This is a genomic window from Paenibacillus sp. FSL R7-0128 (assembly GCF_038002245.1).
GTDB lineage: Bacteria > Bacillota > Bacilli > Paenibacillales > Paenibacillaceae > Paenibacillus_AQ > Paenibacillus_AQ silagei.
Window position 1 is genome coordinate 1,671,775 of sequence record NZ_JBBOCD010000001.1, and the last position, 19,028, is coordinate 1,690,802.

The following is a 19,028-nucleotide window of genomic DNA, read 5'->3' on the forward strand; positions in this document are numbered from 1 at the left end:
TTGGAGCCTTGGAAACGACGATAAATGAAATTGAAAGTATTTTACCGTTGACACCTACACAGGAAGGAATATTATATCATTCTCTGCGGAGCGGCAACCCGGAAACGTACTTCGAACAATGCAGCGTTATGGTAAAAGGAGAAGTAAACTTAAAGATATTCGAGGAAAGTCTAAATTATTTAATCCATCGGCACCAGGTGCTTCGCAACATATTTGTTTATGAGAACGTAGAGGATTTCCTGCAGATTACACTGGAGCAAAGAATAGCCCGCGTCGCCTGTCATGACTTCTCGCACTTGGAATTGGAGGAACAGAGCGCATACATTGAGCGCTTAAAGGCAGCAGATCGGACACGGGGGTTCAAATTACAGGAAGACCTGTTAATCAGGGCAACACTGGTGAAACTTGGGCAGAACCGCTATATGATGATCTGGTCTTACCACCACATTATTTTGGACGGCTGGTCAATGGGGATTCTGTTCAATGAGTTTCTTGTTGTTTATCAATCCTTGTCCCAATGTAAGCAGCCAAGCTTGGACGAAGCTGTACCGTTCGGAACATTCGTGAAGTGGGTGGAGGAACAAAAAGACTATAAAACGAGTTCATTGTTCTGGAAAGGATATCTTGACGGCTTAAAAGTGACGACAGGCTTACCCGCGCTGCTAAAGCAAAAAAAATCCGGGTTTCTTCAGAAGCAATTTGAATTCAGTTTGGGTGAAGAATGGACGAATTGGTTGATTGTATTTGCCAAAGACAACAAAATATCCATAAGCAACTTGATTCAAGCCCTGTGGGGAATACTTTTGTCCCGCTACAACAGTACAAACGATGTATTGTTCGGCTTGGTTGTTTCCGGTAGAAATCCCGCCGTGGAGGGAATCGAAAAAATGCCGGGACTGTTTGTAAACACGGTTCCGTTGCGAATGAATATTCCGAAAGGAATTCCCTTCAGCAATCTGCTTAAACAAATACAAAAAGAGTCGATTGAAACAACTGCTTATAGTCATTACCCATTGAATTCTATACAGGCTATGAGCCCGCTTCAGAAGGAACTGTTCGATAATATCTTGGTCATTCAGAATTATCCCATCAACGAGAATATAAGAGCTGGCAGTGAAGAGAGCGGGCTTCCTTTTGAAATTGAAGAGACTCATATGACCGGCCAGACTAATTACAACTGCACTGTAACGGTTCCGATTATGAAGGATGGAATAACCTTTCATTTCAGATACAATGCAAATGTTTATCAGCCGGAATTTATCGAATCGATCTCTTGTCATCTACGAAGTCTGATCCAGCAAGTATTGGACAAACCGGAAATGCCGGTGGAACATATGGAGATATCGTCTCTGCAGCAGCATCTCATCCCGTATAGCTTCAATAATGTCAGCAATCATTACTATACACAGAACATCCATCAAATATTTGAGCAACAGGCAGAACTATCAGCAAGTACCGCTGCGGTCGTCTTTGATAATAAGACATTTAATTATAACGAGATTAACCGTCACGCGAATAGGCTTGCCCGGTATTTAAGAGACAGGGGGGTTGGACCGGAACGTGTTGTTGCATTACTACTGGAGCCTTCTGTTGATATGATTGTGGGCGTTTTAGGCGTTTTAAAAGCAGGGGGGGCCTATCTTCCTATTGACCCTGAATTGCCGGAAGCAAGAATTAAGTATTTTTTGCAGGATAGCCAGACTGCCTTGGTATTGACGAACATGGATGAAGTCCCGCCCGGAATTGATCAAGATGTGATCAACCTTGCCGACATTAAATACGAAGATTATGACGATGTTAATTTGCTCCCGCTGGCAGAACGAAACCACATGGCTTATCTCATCTATACCTCGGGTTCAACCGGAACTCCAAAAGGAGTTGTAATTGAACATCAAGCGGTTGTCAATTTTATTGAGGGGATGAATGAGAAGATTGATTTTGTTTCCCAGCAGACCATATTATGTTCTTCTAATTTTTCTTTTGATATTTTTGTAATGGAGACACTTCTGCCTTTATGTATAGGCATGACGGTTGTCATCGCCTCGAAGGAGGAGCAAAAAAATCCAAGGCTGCTGGCTCAATTAATTGGAAATGAACGAATTAAAATACTGCAATTCACCCCGTCTAAGCTGAAGCTTATACTAAGCGACAATATATCAGCCCCTGTCTTACAAAAGGTGAATATTGTGATAACCGGCGGAGAGCCGCTGTCACCTCCGCTGCTGCAGCAGCTTAGGGAGAATACCAGAGCAAGAGTATACAACGTTTACGGCCCTACCGAATGCACTGTATATGCAACAGTGGAAGATATGACAGATAAGGACGATGTCACAATTGGCGGCCCGATCACAAATATGCAGATTTATATTATGGACCACAATATGTGTCTGCAGCCGCCGATGGTGTACGGAGAGTTATATATCTCGGGTACCGGACTGGCCAGAGGATATACGCAACCCGGCTTAACCACTGATCGGTTCGTATACAGCAGACATTCCCAAGATATCAGAATCTATAAAACCGGGGATATCGCAAGATGGGGGATGAATGGTGAGCTGGAAATAGCGGGGCGAATGGATGACCAGATCAAGATACGCGGTTACAGAATAGAACTCGGAGAAATTGAAAATGTCATGTTGGGCCTGCCTGGAATTACAAATGCTGTTGCAGTTGTGACCGATGACGATAATGAACATTCTCAAATCGTAGCGTTCTATATTTCGGGTACTTCCGTGACCCCTTCAGAACTAAGGGAGCGGCTGGAGCAGCTGCTTCCGCAATATATGATTCCTGGGCAGTTTTTTAAGGTAGACCAGCTTCCTCTAACTGCTAATGAAAAGATTCATAAAAATGTCCTTGCCCAAATGGCCCGGGAGCTTGCAACCAGCGTGATTGCCATGGAACAGGAGGACATGTCCTATTTGGAGGATGAGGACTTTATGAACATTCGGCAGATATTAGTGGATATTCTGAGCGTTGAGCCAGAGCTGGTGAAGCCGAAGGTACTCCTGAATGATCTGGGCATGTATTCACTGGAATACATCAAGCTGATCGTGATTATCGAACAAATTACGGATATTGCCTTTGACGACGGAGAGCTAGCGGGTGACCATTTAAGTACGGTTGAAGATCTGGTTACGTTTATGAAATCCAAGAAACAACTCCAATCCATTAGTGAAAGAGATGATGACCTATGAATAAAACGGTATGGTTTGACGGAAGAGAAATTGAAGCTGCAAGCAATCTTTGGCCGTTGCTGTTCAGCCAGCGGTTTGAATATGCAATCGTTCAGCGGAGCGCCTTGGGAATATTGAAAGCTCCCAGCAAATTAAAATTTATTGTGGAGTGCCGGAATGAAGAGGACTGCGAGGACCTTAGCATGGAGGTCATTATCATGTCCAGAAACAGGGTACTGTTGGAATCCAAAAAAGCAGAGGGCTATGTCACTGCATTTATTCAACAAATTGGAAATCAAGAGGAAATGGACAGCGCCTGGCAAGCCGGAATGAAGCATGACTTTTTGATCGCAGAATTTAAGGATGTTACCAACATCCCCTTGGAGCTGTTAATCGCCCGTCTTCAACAGACCGACACGAAAATTCTTAAGGCGGTGGATAGCGCACAGGATGCGGAAATTGCATTCGGTGTAATGGAAGTGGGATGTCATGGTGTAGTTCTAGAAACGAAAGAGGCTGCCGAATTGGTGAAAATGAATGAATTACTCGGTAAACAGGAACAAGGCAAGTTGAATCTAGTCAAAGGTGTCGTTAGAAGTATAGAACACATTGGTATGGGGTACAGAGCTTGTGTAGATACCACCAGTCTGATGACGCAAATTGAGGGCATGATCATCGGCTCTACTTCAAGAGGAGGGCTATTGGTCAGTTCGGAGACCCATTATCTTCCCTATATGGAGCTAAGGCCGTTCCGTGTCAATGCGGGAGCCATTCATTCATATATTTGGACTCCGCAGGGGATGACCGAATATTTGGCTAACCTGAAGGCTGGCAGTAGAGTGCTATGTGTGGATGTAGAAGGGAATACGAGGGAAGTATCTGTTGGCAGAGTGAAAACGGAAATGAGACCTTTAATAAAAATTGAGGTTGATGCCGGGAATGAGGTTATCAATACAATTGTACAGGATGATTGGCATATCCGCATTTTAGGATTTAATGGAGAACCCTATAACGCTTCGACATTGAAGCCAGGGGATGAATTGGCGGCTTATATTTGTTCGGGAGGCCGGCATGTCGGGATTAAAATTGATGAGCACTTTGAAGAGAAATAATCCAATACTGCTGTATCTTCAGAGAGAGGTGGTTGGAAAATGAACGGAAAGCAAATTAGATTGCAAAGATTAATTCCATCAGATGGTAAACTATGTATAGTTCCTTTGGATCATGGTGTAACCAATGGGCCATTGCAAGGCCTGGAGAATATCGCACATATGCTTACACAAGTGGATGAGGGAGGGGCTGATGCAGTCGTGATGCACAAAGGCCTCCTCCGGCAAGTATTGACATTGCCAAAACCGTTGCGCTGCAGATTGTTGATTCATTTATCTGCCTCAACCGTACTGAATCCGGCACAAGGAGCCAAGGTGCTTGTTGCGACAGTAGAAGAGGCGGTAAAGCTGGGGGCAGATGGGATATCCATGCATGTGAATCTTGGAGTGGAATATGAGCCCCGGATGTTGGAGGATTTAGGCAGGGTGGCATATTCCTGTGAGGAATGGGGGATGCCGCTTTTAGTCATGATATATGCGAAAAATGGCGGTGCAGATACCCCTGCACATGCGGCCAGAGTTGCACAAGAGCTGGGGGCAGATATTGTCAAGATTGAATATCCGGGTTCAAGGGAAGCGGTTATGAAAATTACGAATAGTGTTCACATTCCAGTCATAGTAGCTGGAGGAATAAAGCAACCCGTAATTGAATTATTACAAATGGTGGAAAATTCCTTGGCTGGGGGAGCTTCGGGAATTGCAATGGGACGGAACATCTTCCAGCATCCGAATCCCAAATCGGTAACGCAAACGTTAAGCAGGCTTATTCACCGGGAATACGAATATAAGGACTGTTTATTTCGCATTGAGACGGAGGAACTCGATGAATCGCCAAGATATTTTAGATAAGCTGAGAGATTTGCCGGGTCTGGAGTTGGACGCCGAAGATACATTGTATTGCGATAAGAAAATTGTCATGGACTCTCTTGCATTTCTTAAACTCATGACACTTATTGAACAAACCTTTCACATCAGTATCGATGATGAAGACTGGGCAAGGGGCGGTTTTGCATCCGTCAGCAGCTTGCTTGACAGCATCCAAAAAAAACAGTCGGGGGAGGAGCCTGAATGACGTTCAGTTTTCTTCACAGTCATGCTTGCAACAGGCCGGACCATACCGCCATCAAATATCAAGGAAAGGAATGGACATACCGGTCCTTAATCCAGGAGATTACCCGAGTAATGAATGATATGGCGGATAAGGGCATCGGCAGAACGGATAAAATTCTGTTATATCTCCCCAATAGCATTGATTTTGTTGTCCACTACTTTGCAAGCACCGGTATCGGAGCGATACCGGTGCTTGCAGATATTAAATATCAGCAAGAAATGAAACATATTTTTGCTGAGAACCAATTGAAGTGCATTATCGGAAATGGACAGAGTCTGGAGCATTTACGGCAATATGTAGATCTAAGCGATGAGATTATCATTGATGTCAATTCACGGCTCCAGCCTGACGCTACCGGATTTAGCCCTGATTCACCGGAAGCCAACGCCTTGGAGGTGCCCAGTCAGGACGATATCGCGCTGATTCTGTATACTTCAGGGTCAACAGGATATCCCAAAGGAATCGTCAATACCTACCGTACGCTGAACGAAGCATTGTCCAACTATTTGGGAACGCTTCCGTTTACGTCTGATGATATATTTGTAGGAGTTACCCCTTTTTTCCATTCCTATGCGTTTGGCTCTTGTTTCCTGTCGTGTTTGGCTATTGGGGGGACTTTATTGTTGTATGACACCTTTATTCCTAGACCAATCCTTAAGGCTATAGAGGAGGAGAAAGCGACGGTTTTTCAAGGGGTTCCATTCATGTATCATCTGTTAATCCAACAGCTGGAATCCCGTACATATGATTTGTCATCATTAAGGTTATGCATTTCAGCAGGTGCTCCAATCAAGGAGATGGAGGCGGCCGAATTCTACAAGCAGACAGGTCATGTTATCCATCAGGAATATGGAAGCACTGAAACAGGTACTATGGCCGTGAATTTAAGTCCCGATATGAAGCTTAATATTGAATCTGTCGGAAAGCCGCTGTTTAATGTTGAGATACGGATTACGGATGAAGGAAGCGGAGAGGGACAGCTATTCGTCCGTAAAAAAGGGCATGCTTACGGGTACTTAAACGATGCTCCTTTCGAAGACGATTGGTGGCCTACAGGTGATTTTGGAAAAATGGATCGTGAGGGCAATATCTTCATTCTGGGAAGGCTCAAGAAGATGATTAATGTCGCCGGGCTTAAAGTCAATCCGCAAGAGGTGGAAGCGGTGCTAGCGGCACATCCCGGGGTGGCTGATGTGATGGTAGGCGGCCTCCTGCATCCCGAATTTGGAGAAATTGTAGCGGCATATCTAATCCCCCATCCGGCTGCCAATGTTACACAAGAAGAGATTATGCAGTATTGTTACGAGAAACTGGCCTTATACAAAGCACCAAGGGTAGTCTATTTCGTTAATGAGATTACAAAGACCAGTCTTGGCAAGAGCGTACAGCTCAACAATGAGCGACTTATCTCAAGTAGCATTAAGGAGTCCGAACTGAAATGACCGATAATTTCCAGCAAGATACCCGCAATTTTTGTTTTCTTGCCAACGTAAGGAATTATCTCCAGTTCCACGGCTTAAATGTGTCAGAGGATTGGCTGGGGGGCATTCTGGGGCTGGTTGGCTTCCGCATTAATCAAGATGTCCGGGGAGCAGACTATTTATTTGGATTTAATGGTGATTTTCAGGAGCTGTTTATAAGATTCGAAGCTTTATTCACGCATAAGCTTACCCGCATAGATGTCCCGGTGATCCAGGACCTGGAACAGATGAGAAGGACTCCATACCTCATATGGGTCAATGACTTCTATCTGGAGTATTCTCCAAACTACGGTGTGAAGGATTGCGGCAGGATCGTAGTTTTCCTTCATCTTTCGGAGGAACGGTTTACTTATTACGACAACGGCATCAGAGAGCTGGATACGGATATTTTTGCAAAAGCGGCGGGATTCGGAGATGGACTGGTTACCTTATACACTTTTGACGGCTTACCGGTGTGGAAGGAAGACCGGTACCTTATGGAGAGGAGGGGACTGCTCGGTGCGGTAAAGCATATGAATATGACATCACACGGGGACATGCTGTTGGGTTATGACGGGTTGAATAAGCTTTGTGAGACGATACGGACACATACGGGGGAAGAGCAGATCTACCCAATCTATTTTCAACTTCAAAGACCCGGAGGACTGGCGCAAAGCAGGCTGCTCATGAGCAGATTTATAGCCGAGATAAAAAGAGAACGGGATATTTACGGCGATAGTGAAGACGAAGAGTTTCATGATTTATCGGAACAGTGGAGAATGATCGCTAATTTGCTGTTTAAACTAAGCCATACCATGGAAGAGGATTTAAGAGCCAGAATCATAGAGCGGGTTATGCATGCCGTTCAGTCGGAGAGAAAAGCCTTTGCCGGGTTAGAGCAGCTTGCCACTCGGCTATGATAAAAACGCATTAAAAAAGTCATTTATACGAGGTGAAGCATGGATCAGAAATCTTTGATGCGGTACGTGGACTCTCTGATGCAAGATACGATCGACCAACACTCGCCTGGAGCTGCGGTTGTAGTGTATGTGGACCGCGAACCCGTTCTTATCCAAGGGTACGGGGCAGCCAATCTGGAGTATGAGATGCCTATTCAAGGCCGTACGGTTTTTGACTCCGGTTCTTTGGCAAAGCAATTTACCGCATATGCGGTTTCATTATTAATTGAACGAAATATGCTGTCCCTCGGCGAGGACATTCGCACCTATCTGCCGGAATTTCCGGAATCAAGCGGTAAAATTACCGTCGGTCATTTGTTGTACCACACCAGCGGGTTGCAGGAATGGGGCGATATCCTGCAGATTGCCGGTTGGCGCTTTGGGGACGAAATTACAATGGATGATGTGAGAGCGCTGATTCCCCGCATGAACTCTCGCAATTTTGCGCCAGGAGAGCAATTCGAATATGTCAACACTGGATACACGCTGTTGGCGGAGATCATATCCAGAATTGCGGGTGAGCCTTTTCATCAATGGATGGACAGGAATGTGTTTGGCAGTATCGGAATGAAGCATTCTTTCTTCAATGATGATTTGTATAAGGTTGTTCCGGGTATGGCGTATTCTTATCGGCTGGCAGACCGCGGAACGTATGCGAAGTGCAGGGACTATTTGCGCGTGGCTGGTTCAAGCAGCCTATACACCACCATTGAGGATTTGGGGCAATGGCTCGGCCATCTCCTTGACGGAGGAAGCGTTGTGGAGCGAATGGCCGTACCGGGCCAACTGGCAGATGGGTCTGTAACCAATTATGCCTTCGGTCTGTTTCTCGGCCAGCATAACAAGGTACAGGTGCTGGAACACGGCGGGAAGTACGCAGGCTACAGAAGCGCACTTAGCTTTATTCCAGAGAAACGCATTGGCGTCGCGCTGCTTAGCAATCTCGATTCGTTGAAGGAATGGGATATTGTAAGAGGGATTATAGAGTTTCTCTTAAATGACAGTGAGGAAGAGCAGGTGGCGGCTCAATCCGGCCAGCCCTTGCGGTCTGTCCAGCATGTACCGGATCAAGAGATTTCGGGCCATTACCTCATCTGCGAAGGACATGTTGCGGTTATTGGCATTGAGGACGGACAAGTTTTCTGGAAAATAACAGGCGGGCCCAAGTTCGAACTGGTTCCGCATTTGCAGGACAATTTCATAGATCAAGACGGTGATCCTGTTGTATTTTATCGGAACGGGGATAACCGGATAGACAGTATGACACTTATTTGGTGCGGCGAAGAGAAGCGGGTGCAGAAGATTGTGCCTGTATCCGATGGGGTTGAGGCCTATGCAGGTGTGTATTATAACAGCGGGCTGAACGTTGCTTACCGAATGATCGTACGGGAGAAAGAGCTTTACGCGGAGCATATGAAGCATGGAAGTATGGAATTGTTTCATTATCAGAGGGATCACTTTTCCGGGGAACACTACTGGTTCAGGTCTGTCCAATTTGTTAGGGAGAATGACCAAGTGATCGGGTGCATTGTATCCTCTGCCATCCAAGCTAAAAATATATACTTTACTAGAATAGACAGGTCCATATTGTTGTGAGCGTAAACGGCAGGCTCTTTCTCTGAAGAGGGAAATCCTTCTTCGGAAGAGAAGGAGCTGATTGCTTTACGGGAAGAGAACTAGCAAAAGGAAGATGGGATAAGCGATGCATTGTGCACATCTTTCAATCGAAATATGAAAAAGGGATTCCTTTCTAAATCTGCATCATGCCTACAACACCATATTTGGGAGATGATTTAACAGTGAAGAGCGTTATTCTGCCGATGTATGAACCCAAACTAAATACCTTCAACGTATATGCTGCATTATTTTCAATTATTGCGAAAGATGAAAGCTATCTTCCCTGGTATTATAGTAATTTTATATCATTAGGAATTAATACTTGTGATGATACTTTGTATTTTACTGATCATTTCACTTTTTTTGAGTATGGGGATGGATTAAGCTCATGTCCGTGGCTAGAGGTTTATAAGCCGCCACATAAAACAATTTACTATGAGTACATATTTCGGATTAAGGATACTTTAATTGGTTATTTAAACCAAAATAAGTATGTGTGGCTCTATTTGGATCAGTTTTATATTCCCCAAAGCAACTCTTATCAGAAAATTCATAAAGAACATTCTATACTTGTCTATGGGTATGATGATGAAGCAAATATATTTTATATAGCTGATAATTTAGACAACGGTAAGTTTATAAAAACAATGATTTCATATCAACAACTGATAGAAGCCTGGGAAAGCGATATTTGCGAACACTTTCGAAGATTGTTTCGAGTAATTAATTTTAAAGAAGGCGAATATAAACTTAACACCACACATCTCAAAAATCAAATAGAAGGTTATTTATCATCGAACATTATCAATAATGGAGTCTACTGGGACCAAAATCCCATTGATGGGCCTCATGCTTATGCGCAGAATATAAAATATTGGATATTTGGCCATGAAGTTTATAGCTATATGCGGCAACTCATCAAGCAAGTAAAAGAGACAAAAGATACTAAAAATTTGGATATACGAATTCCCCACCTTCTATGGGAACATAAGAAGTGTATGGTTGAACGAATCAATTATCTAAACTTAAGAGTGTACGATTTTTATAGTGATTATGAGAAAATTGTAAATAGTTCATTAAATATCCGGAACCTGACTATAAAATATAATATGACTAAAAATGATAGTATCCTAGACAAAATAGACACTATTATTAGTGAAGTTGTAAATACCGAAGAAATTGCATTAAGAAAACTGGTGAAATTACTATAGCGGACTGTTAGCTATCCTCACGAATTGTGCGATATGCTTGTGTTTATTTGATCATACGAAGGTTGTCTATTTGATAGAGATAAAAAAATATAAGGGTGGTGCTTAGCAGTATGATTAAAAAGTTGCCGTTGGGTGAGTCACCAATTATAGGTTATCAACATCACGCATACCCGTTATCAATAAGTTCACTGCATCCGTCATTTTACGATTGGTTTTATTGCAACTATATTCAACTCTACTGTAATAACGATACTCCTCAATTTAATTTAAACTTTTATGAATTTTCGAGACTGAATCCTAAGTCGCCTCTATTGGAAGAAATGTATTTACCGAAAACTTTTATATTCAAATACGCTGACCCAATGAGGTTTCTCATCGATTCCATAAGTAACGATCATTATATTGTTACGTTTGTTGATGAGTTTTATATCCCGAATCGGTCGGCATATCGGAAATTTCATAATGTGCATGATATTCTCCTATATGGTTTCGACGAGACGAAAGGAGTTCTAGATGTCGCTGGTTTTAATGCAAAAATGCAGTACGGATATTCGCAAGTCAATTTACGTGACTTCGAGCAAGCTTTTATTGATATAAAAACTTCGGATGGTTATTTAGTCCGATGGGCCAATGGAATGCACTTGTTTCAAGTGAAATTCGAAAAGTCCTTTCATTTTAATTTGAAGATTACTATTGAACTCATGCAGGATTATTTATTATCGCGGAATACTTCGATCAGATTTCGGATGTACGATGATCCATCGGAAAACATATATGGGGTCGATGTATATGATTCCGTTGTACAGTATCTCAGAAAATCAACAGACGAACTGGATATTCGTCCTCTTCATATTATTTACGAACACAAAAAATGCATGGTATCCAGGTTGAAATATTTGCTGGATACATCAACGTTAGACATACCGGAATACTTAATAAATGAATACTGCAAAATCGAACAAGACGCATTGAAAGCCCGTAATATTGGTTTGAAGTATCAGATGAATAAAAATCCAGTAGTGCTGGAGCATATTGTAAACGTTATAGAGGAGGTTCGAGAAAGGGAAATCCGTACTTTATCCGAGGTTATTCAGCTATTGACCGAGATAGTTCCACAATGAGCGGAATTTTTGACGGCAAATTATTTCAGGGCTACGTATGCTAATCCTAGGTGGAATTTCATTCCTAATCTAAATGATTTCGAGGAGATTAATTGTGAAAAAAAACTTTGTATTGGAAAGCCTCCCATCATCTCGTATCCGGTTCATCCCTCTCATTTATCCATTGTGACCGCATGCGAAAATCACGAAGCGTGGCTATATTCGAACTATATTCAAATTGCTTGCCCTCCCGAATTTCCTCAAGAAACAAACAAAGTTATAGATTTTTTTAACTATGACACCAATGCGCCATTTCACAATTACTCTCCTTATGCTATCGAAATGAAAGAAAATGGTTTCTTAATTGAGAAAGATATTGTTGTTGCCATTATTCAGTTTATTGAAAACGGCTATTACATCAAAATATATCTCGATGATTATTTTATACCTTTTCGCAAACGTGTATTTCATCAAAATCATACTCCGCATGAATTGTTTTTATATGGTTATGATTCGGATTTAATGATTTTTCATGTGCTTGGATATGACGAAAAGAGTGGTTTTATTGAAGCCCAAATTACTTTTAATGAATTCAAAGAAGCATTTATGAGTGCAAATCGGCTTATTAGAGTTGATCGGGAAGAATATCATTGGATGCAGTATATTTATCTTTACGCTCCCCAAAATGCCGATCTTGCGTTCGATCTGAAGCAAGTTGTTTCTTTACTAGACGCCTATCTGAATTCCACTTCATTTCAAGAAATGCGGAATGTGTATGAAGCACTTAAAGAATTCTATGACTATCAACTACAATTTCACGATTTTGATATACGCCCTTTTTACTTATTGTGGGAACATAAAAAAGTAATGCTGGACAGAATTGAATATATTTCAAAAAATATATTCAAAAGAGAAGTTGAATACATAGTGGATGCAAAGGATTTACAACGCGATTTTTTGAAACTGCGTAATGTTGTATTGAAAGGAAACTTATTAAAAAAACACATGAAAAACAAATTGTTTTGCAGTATGCTTGATTCTTACGTGAGAAAAGAGATTGTAATTCTCAACAGGCTTTTACATGATCTCTATGTATTCTTATAAGAACAATATCGGAGTAGCGTGATGCCTATATGGCTCTTCAAAACAACGCGACCGGGACCTTGCAAAGCTTTTCATCAGAAGGTTTGAATTAGATTAGTAGATAGATATGGTAAATCTAACTCAGGATAATAGATTAATCACTAAAAGAGGTGGTAACCAGGGCCGAACGGAAGCGATACAACAAACAGGTTAAAGAAGAAGCGGTAAAGAACATTCAAGAACAACGGAAGTCTATGGATGAGATTGCTCTGGAACTAAACATTCCAAAATGGCCACTCGAGAACTGGATTTGCGGTGCGTGAAAAAACCAGGTCGGCCATACGGGCACACCTTCTGCGGCCACAGGCGATGGGGAAATTTAAAGTCCAGACGACCGATTTGAATTACGACTTTCCCATTATTCCAAATTGGCTAAACCAATACTTCGATAAGGCTAAGGCTGAGATTCTTCTTTGAATAAACTTTTACCTGTTAAAATGAGAGTGGTCTAGAGATGAACTAAAATAAGTCACAAGTAAAAAAAGGGACAAATCATAATGACTCGTCCCTTTAAACGTCCTACTGTATGACAAAATAAATTACTTTTACTCTTCTTCGCCCTCATCAGTCTCATTAGCCTCTCCATTTACAGGAATTTTGAACAAGGCAACCTTGATACCTAAACGTTTAATTAGGTTAACATGATGCAAAAGGTTTACTTTACTGAAGTATGGGAGTATTGCCTTGATGTCATTCGGGTTCGTGGAGGAAATAACATAAACTAATGTGCAATCATTATATGGGAGGTTTTCCTGATTAAAGTTCTCGTTTGGGAACTTCACATTCGCTTGCTCTACTACAAAATTTAAATAATCAGATGAATCTTTTAATAAGACCATTGAAACAGAATCATGAGCAAAGAGGTGACTTAGGGTCGCTGAACGTGTTCTTTTCTTTACTCAAACAAAATGTTTATCTTTAGATAGTTGGTCGCAAACTTCAATTTTGCTTCTTGAATTCGCCACCTGAAAGTTCTGTTTATCTAAACATAATTAATAATTCGAATTTTGTCTCTCATTATACTGTCCTTCTTTTTCTTTAGCTTGAATCTCGGTGAGAAAATCCTGATCCAACGAGTATAGATCATCTAATATTATTTCATTTTATAAGAATTATATCATTTATCATACTTTACTTGGCATGTATTGGTATAAAATTGAAAACAAACTAGAGAAACATAGTGTGGGGATAATTATTGGAAAGTTCTATGAATTTGAATATTTGGAGAGGATAGCGATGAGTCGAAATGTTTTGCCCATTAGTAAGCCATTAGTAAAATGCTATCTATACGATGCCTGTCCGCTATCTATCTTGGCTAATACAGAAGATTATCTGGATTGGTTCTATAGTAACTATATTCAGTTATTCTGTAGTAAAAATATATTGGAGGATGGGTATTTATTTCTAGAGTTTTACGGGAAAAATCAGGCTTTCACCTCCCCTTGGCTTAAAAATCAGCATTTGTCAGGATGTACATTGGCTAAAACACAGCAGGACATCATCAAGTTTATTATCGGCCATATCGATCTTGGCTACTATTTTTATGGTCATTTAGATGATTTTTATGTTCCATTTAGAATGGATCATCGAAAACATCATTTTTTACATGATCTGATGATTTATGGTTATGATGAGGAAAAAAGTATCTTTATGGTCATAGCGTATGACAAAAATGCGCTCTTTGATCACTTCGAGATTAGTTTCGATACATTTAAACAGGGTTTTTTGCAAGGCTATTCTATTAATAAAAATATTCCTTATTGGCACGATTGGGTCTATCTTTTCAAATTCAATAATCATGGGCAGTACAATTTTGATTTGAAGCTGGTAGAAGAACTGCTCCATGATTATTTATTTGGCATAAATACCTCCGAAAAACATCGGGCATCAAGTAATCCATGGTCAAATGAGAACAAAGCTTTTGGAATGGAGGTGTATCCTTATTTGAAAAAATATTATATGCATTTGATAAATCGTAAAATAAAATATGATACAAGAATTACTAGTATTTTAGTTGAGCATAAAAGATGTATGTTGAAAAGGATAAAGCACATGCACGACAAAGGATATCTCATGGGTATAGAACCTTTATATGAACATTATGTCGAAATAGAAAAGAGGTTCGTTATTTTCCATGGGCTTATGATTAAATATATGTTAACAGGGAATAAATCATGCATCGATACTATTGTGAATTCACTAGACGATATTGCTCATAAAGAACAAATGATTTTGTCGGAGCTTCTGGAGAAGATCAGACAGACAAATGCATTCAGGAACGGGAAGGAGGTTGTTCAATGAGATTTAGCTTTATTATACCTGCTTACCAGAATAAGGATCTTCTTCTTAATTGTCTGAAAGCGCTTAATTATCAAGAAGGTTACGTGAGAGACGAATATGAGGTTATAGTGATAGATGATGGCTCGAACTATCCGTTATATCCCTTTATTGAAAATATAAATCAAAATTATGATTTGGATTATTTATATCTTGATAGAGATGAATTATCCAGCAGATCTAGAGCCAGGAACCACGGCTTGAAGGTAGCCAGAGGAGAATATATTATATTTATTGATGCAGATATTATTGTAAAACCTGATTACCTGGCCGAACTGGATCGTGTCTATCGGATGGAAGCGGAAGCGATGGTAGTGGGTACACGGCTAATGCTTAGAGATAATGTTACATACCAGGACATATGTAATAAAAGTGTTTTTAATAAATTTTCTTTAACAGCAGATAAGCCGGAAATGTTTGACTTTCGCCTTCCCATCTTTGATGAACTTTCTTATAACAGCTCTGCGATGAAATTCCCTTATATCTATGGTTTAACGTGCAATCTGGCCGTACCTAAAAGCAAAATAGAACTGGCTGGCGGATTTGACGAAGAGTTAATATTCTGGGGGATTGAAGATATTGAATTATCCTACAGACTGTATAAAGCAGGTGTGAAAGTAATAATAAATAGTAAGCTGGAGGTTTTGCATCAACTGCATGGAAATCATGGGAATTTCGTTGAAGAAGATAAAATAGAGGGACTGTATAAAAATATTGATGTATTCCTGCGCAAGCATCGCGGTGTGTTGCCGCTGTCGGATGAGGAAGTGTATGCATTCTTTAGCAGTATAGCCACGAGGTATAATATGTTGGAGGCCCGCAAAAATAATCCATTAAAATTGAAGTTCGAGTTCAGTGAAAAACAGGATCTGGAAATGCTCAAAGAAACAATTGAAAAGATCTCTGATTGGGAGGGACACGAATTAGAGATCTATGACTTCATTGAGGATACAGATTTAGATATTTGGATCCAGTTGCTGGGGAAAAGAAAAAGCTCTATAAGATACTATCCAATGACAATGAAATTTATCTTTGAGAAAAGAGAGGCTGTGTATGAGAAAATATAGCATTGTCATCGTTACATATCAAATGAGAGAAACCTTGAGAAATACATTAGAAGCGTTAAACTATATGGAAGGATTCGGAAGGGATGAGTTTGAGGTTATTGTTTCAGATGACGGATCTATGGACGGAACGCAAGAATATGTACAGGGGATTAACAGAAATTATGAAATGAAGTATATCTTTACGGAAAGAAGCCAGTTATCCTGCCGAAATAGGGCGAGAAATTTGGGAATCAAGGAAGCCGGCGGTGAGATTATTATTTGTATGGACGGAGACGTTTTAGCCAATAAAAATCTATTGAGTGAATTTGATAGATGTTATTCGATGGACAGTAATATTGTAGTTGCTGGAGCACGGATTATGCTGGAGCGGAATGTGGAGTATGAAGCGGTGCATGATCAAAGTATATTCATGAAGCACAGATTTGACGGCAGTAATAATGAATCTCTGGATGACCGCTACAGAAAATATAATGTGCTTTCTTACAACTCCAATGCTATGAGGCACCCCTGGCTTATGGCGCATACAAATATTGTTTCCATTCCCAAGGCCTATATTAATAAGGTAGGGCTCTTTAGTGAAGAAATAAAAGGCTGGGGCTTTGATGAGTCAGAACTAATGTACAGACTTTTTAAAGCGGGCGTTAAGTTTATTATAAATCATAAAATCGAAGTCTTGCATCAGCCTCACAACGAGATGAGAGATACACCTGAGAACGTGAAAGTAATTGAATTCACAAACAATATCAGCCTCTTTTTTAAGAAATACCCGGATGCGCTGAATCAGTTGCCTGAAAATTTAACTGACTATTTTATGAATGATCAAATGCTGGAGTTGCTTACTCCTGCTCATGCTATTCTCAGAAGAATTGAACTTAATCTCAAGCAAACTGAAGAATTACTAGAAATCAAGCAGGTTATTATAAAATGTCTTAATGAAGAAGGCCTGGAACTGGTTGTGTACGATTACATTGAATCTACAGACCTGGATATATATATTCAGCTGCTGGGCGAGACCAGGAGTGTTATTAAATATTTCCCAATGTCCAAAAAACTTACTTATAGTACTGTTCTGGACGGAGGCGAGAAATGAACTATATTGCCTATTTGGCTTACGGAAAACGTGAATTTGCTCTGGAAGCAGTCTATTCAATTCTGTCACTTTATTATTCCGCTGGCTTTGAAGACCATAAAGACATTAGCATTATAATTTATACGGATCAAAGCGATTTTTTCACACGTGTGTTTGGAAAGAACGACAGAATTATCTATCAGGAGTTGACAGAAACACTGAGAGAATCTTGGATGAAAGGAGGTTATGTTTATAGAGCGAAAATTAAATTACTCCAAGATTGTATGGGCAAATATCCGGGCAATCTATTATTAGTAGATACAGATACCATCTTTATAAAAGATAATCTGGAGGAGTTATTCTGCGGAATTAGCCAAAATCAATTTCATATGTATGCTCAGGAAAATACGCTTGAGCAAAGAATGCGGATTCATCAGGAAGTGGTCATCGACCCCAAAGAGCAGAACTCTGAACTCAGTCTGTTGAATTTTATTAAAGATAACAGTTTTATGACCACAAGTGCTAAAGAAATTAAAGTACCTCTTACTATGGAAATGTGGAATTCAGGTGTAGTTGGACTTAATAAATCCCATCTTTCTTCACTGGATGAGGTCCTGGAAATGATAGATACGATTTATGAGAAGTTTCATTACCGCATTTTAGAGCAATTTGCTCTGTCATTTGTTTATGGTAAACAGTATAAGATCTGCAACACTGATTGTACTATTCATCATTACTGGTATTCCAAAATTACCAGATACATCATATTAATCTTTTTTAAGAGAATCCATGAAAAGGGACTATTTAAAAATAGCCCTTTATGCACAGATTTTAATATAGTTGAATTATTTGAATTTGAGCAAAAGTACTTTTCTCAAGATATCGAGAATTATAAAATGGAAGAGTTGTATCAAATTGAGTTTATGGAACTGGAATATGAGCAACTTATTCCGTATGGGGCAACAATATTGAAATATTTTTGGGATATAGAGTTTCTTAAAGAGTTAATCCCTAAAAACAGTTTTTTTGGTGAGATACTAACAAAATATGCCGCTAGTGGACTTTGATATCATATCGTGTCCACAACCTCAAGAAATTCGACAACACCGGCGAAGACATGGAGGACCTGATCTCCATCGGCACCATTGGTCTGATCAAGGCTATCGAGAGCTACCGCCCGAACAAGGGCACGAAGCTGGCTACTTTTGCAGCTCGCTGTATAGAGAATGAGATCCTGATGCATCTTCGGTCGCTGAAAAAGACTCGCAAGGACGTATCCCTGCACGATCCGATCGGGACAGATAAAGAAGGTAATGAAATCACGCTGATTGATATCCTCGGCTCGGAAGCGGACGATGTGATTAAGGAAGTGGATTTGAAGATAGAGAAGAGCAAGATCTACCGTAACCTCGATATCTTGGACGAGAGGGAGAAAGAGGTTGTCGTCGGCCGCTTCGGCCTGGACACTGGAGGCGAGGAGCGGACGCAGTGGGAGATCGCGAAGGACCTGGGGATCTCGCGGAGTTATGTGTCGCGGATAGAGAAGAGGGCACTCATGAAGCTGTATCATGAGTTTTATAAGGTGAAGCGGTAAGAGTATAGGGTCTGTCTTTTGACAGGCTCTTTTTGTTGTCGAAATATGGATAAGTAGTTCAAAAGAATTATGTGA

At 40.6% G+C, this 19,028-nt stretch carries 16 protein-coding genes and 1 pseudogene; 16 read left to right on the forward strand and 1 reads right to left on the reverse strand.

Annotated features, from left to right (window positions below):
- Positions 1-8 precede the first annotated feature (8 nt).
- The 11 genes from NST26_RS06875 (at position 9) to NST26_RS33990 (ending at position 13,149) form a co-directional block, all read left to right on the forward strand.
- Positions 9-3,197 carry an amino acid adenylation domain-containing protein gene (locus NST26_RS06875; RefSeq protein WP_340955268.1) on the forward strand — a complete coding sequence of 1,063 codons (3,189 nt, stop codon included), beginning with the start codon at positions 9-11 and terminating at the stop codon, positions 3,195-3,197.
- The gene (locus NST26_RS06880; RefSeq protein WP_036727821.1) at positions 3,194-4,288 is read left to right on the forward strand and encodes a 3-dehydroquinate synthase II; all 1,095 of its coding nucleotides are present in this window, start codon (positions 3,194-3,196) and stop codon (positions 4,286-4,288) included. Before NST26_RS06875 ends, NST26_RS06880 begins: the two co-directional genes overlap by 4 nt.
- Before the next feature lie 39 nt (positions 4,289-4,327).
- Positions 4,328-5,134 (forward strand): 2-amino-3,7-dideoxy-D-threo-hept-6-ulosonate synthase, encoded by an 807-nt coding sequence (locus NST26_RS06885; protein WP_340955267.1) that lies wholly within the window; start codon positions 4,328-4,330, stop codon positions 5,132-5,134.
- The gene (locus tag NST26_RS06890) at positions 5,109-5,357 is read left to right on the forward strand and encodes an acyl carrier protein (protein WP_036727825.1); all 249 of its coding nucleotides are present in this window, start codon (positions 5,109-5,111) and stop codon (positions 5,355-5,357) included. Before NST26_RS06885 ends, NST26_RS06890 begins: the two co-directional genes overlap by 26 nt.
- Positions 5,354-6,838 carry a class I adenylate-forming enzyme family protein gene (locus NST26_RS06895; protein WP_036727827.1) on the forward strand — a complete coding sequence of 495 codons (1,485 nt, stop codon included), beginning with the start codon at positions 5,354-5,356 and terminating at the stop codon, positions 6,836-6,838. Before NST26_RS06890 ends, NST26_RS06895 begins: the two co-directional genes overlap by 4 nt.
- Positions 6,835-7,776, forward strand: coding sequence for a hypothetical protein (locus tag NST26_RS06900; protein ID WP_340955260.1), 942 nt, complete (start codon positions 6,835-6,837; stop codon positions 7,774-7,776). The genes NST26_RS06895 and NST26_RS06900 overlap by 4 nt, the downstream gene beginning before the upstream one ends.
- 39 nt (positions 7,777-7,815) lie before the next feature.
- A complete protein-coding gene (locus NST26_RS06905) occupies positions 7,816-9,411 on the forward strand; it encodes a serine hydrolase domain-containing protein (protein ID WP_340955258.1) in 1,596 nt (531 codons plus the stop codon).
- Between the two features lie 203 nt (positions 9,412-9,614).
- Positions 9,615-10,643: a BtrH N-terminal domain-containing protein gene (locus NST26_RS06910; protein ID WP_036727833.1), complete on the forward strand. Its 1,029-nt coding sequence runs from the start codon at positions 9,615-9,617 to the stop codon at positions 10,641-10,643.
- 110 nt (positions 10,644-10,753) lie between these two features.
- A complete protein-coding gene (locus NST26_RS06915) occupies positions 10,754-11,764 on the forward strand; it encodes a hypothetical protein (RefSeq protein WP_036727835.1) in 1,011 nt (336 codons plus the stop codon).
- A gap of 9 nt (positions 11,765-11,773) precedes the next feature.
- Complete coding sequence (locus NST26_RS06920; protein WP_340955254.1) at positions 11,774-12,847, forward strand: hypothetical protein; 1,074 nt, start codon at positions 11,774-11,776, stop codon at positions 12,845-12,847.
- Positions 12,848-12,996: 149 nt separating this feature from the next.
- Positions 12,997-13,149: a transposase gene (locus NST26_RS33990; protein ID WP_155991593.1), complete on the forward strand. Its 153-nt coding sequence runs from the start codon at positions 12,997-12,999 to the stop codon at positions 13,147-13,149.
- A 282-nt stretch (positions 13,150-13,431) separates the two neighbouring features.
- Here NST26_RS33990 and NST26_RS06925 read toward each other — a convergent pair.
- Positions 13,432-13,773 (reverse strand): annotated as a pseudogene (locus NST26_RS06925) (TIGR04141 family sporadically distributed protein); the annotation flags it as partial.
- A gap of 349 nt (positions 13,774-14,122) precedes the next feature.
- Here NST26_RS06925 and NST26_RS06930 point away from each other — a divergent pair.
- Genes NST26_RS06930 through sigK form a run of 5 tightly spaced genes read left to right on the forward strand, consistent with a single transcriptional unit; the run spans position 14,123 to position 18,953 of the window.
- On the forward strand, positions 14,123-15,187 hold the full coding sequence (locus NST26_RS06930; RefSeq protein ID WP_155991594.1) for a hypothetical protein: 1,065 nt from the start codon (positions 14,123-14,125) through the stop codon (positions 15,185-15,187).
- Entirely contained in the window at positions 15,184-16,290 is a 1,107-nt protein-coding gene (locus tag NST26_RS06935; RefSeq protein ID WP_340978938.1) for a glycosyltransferase family 2 protein, read from the forward strand. The genes NST26_RS06930 and NST26_RS06935 overlap by 4 nt, the downstream gene beginning before the upstream one ends.
- The gene (locus NST26_RS06940) at positions 16,277-17,380 is read left to right on the forward strand and encodes a glycosyltransferase family 2 protein (RefSeq protein WP_036727845.1); all 1,104 of its coding nucleotides are present in this window, start codon (positions 16,277-16,279) and stop codon (positions 17,378-17,380) included. Before NST26_RS06935 ends, NST26_RS06940 begins: the two co-directional genes overlap by 14 nt.
- Positions 17,377-18,426 carry a hypothetical protein gene (locus tag NST26_RS06945; protein ID WP_340955252.1) on the forward strand — a complete coding sequence of 350 codons (1,050 nt, stop codon included), beginning with the start codon at positions 17,377-17,379 and terminating at the stop codon, positions 18,424-18,426. Before NST26_RS06940 ends, NST26_RS06945 begins: the two co-directional genes overlap by 4 nt.
- Positions 18,423-18,953 carry an RNA polymerase sporulation sigma factor SigK gene (sigK, locus tag NST26_RS06950; protein WP_340955250.1) on the forward strand — a complete coding sequence of 177 codons (531 nt, stop codon included), beginning with the start codon at positions 18,423-18,425 and terminating at the stop codon, positions 18,951-18,953. The genes NST26_RS06945 and sigK overlap by 4 nt, the downstream gene beginning before the upstream one ends.
- The last annotated feature ends 75 nt before the right edge of the window (positions 18,954-19,028 follow it).

Bases quoted from the DNA above. Each gene is read 5' to 3' on its own strand.
- NST26_RS06880 (WP_036727821.1), top strand. From the start codon at position 3,194: ATGAATAAAACGGTATGGTTTGACGGAAGAGAAATTGAAGCTGCAAGC.
- NST26_RS06885 (WP_340955267.1), top strand. From the start codon at position 4,328: ATGAACGGAAAGCAAATTAGATTGCAAAGATTAATTCCATCAGATGGT.
- NST26_RS06890 (WP_036727825.1), top strand. From the start codon at position 5,109: ATGAATCGCCAAGATATTTTAGATAAGCTGAGAGATTTGCCGGGTCTG.
- NST26_RS06895 (WP_036727827.1), top strand. From the start codon at position 5,354: ATGACGTTCAGTTTTCTTCACAGTCATGCTTGCAACAGGCCGGACCAT.
- NST26_RS06900 (WP_340955260.1), top strand. From the start codon at position 6,835: ATGACCGATAATTTCCAGCAAGATACCCGCAATTTTTGTTTTCTTGCC.
- NST26_RS06905 (WP_340955258.1), top strand. From the start codon at position 7,816: ATGGATCAGAAATCTTTGATGCGGTACGTGGACTCTCTGATGCAAGAT.
- NST26_RS06915 (WP_036727835.1), top strand. From the start codon at position 10,754: ATGATTAAAAAGTTGCCGTTGGGTGAGTCACCAATTATAGGTTATCAA.
- NST26_RS06930 (WP_155991594.1), top strand. From the start codon at position 14,123: ATGAGTCGAAATGTTTTGCCCATTAGTAAGCCATTAGTAAAATGCTAT.
- NST26_RS06935 (WP_340978938.1), top strand. From the start codon at position 15,184: ATGAGATTTAGCTTTATTATACCTGCTTACCAGAATAAGGATCTTCTT.
- NST26_RS06940 (WP_036727845.1), top strand. From the start codon at position 16,277: ATGAGAAAATATAGCATTGTCATCGTTACATATCAAATGAGAGAAACC.
- NST26_RS06945 (WP_340955252.1), top strand. From the start codon at position 17,377: ATGAACTATATTGCCTATTTGGCTTACGGAAAACGTGAATTTGCTCTG.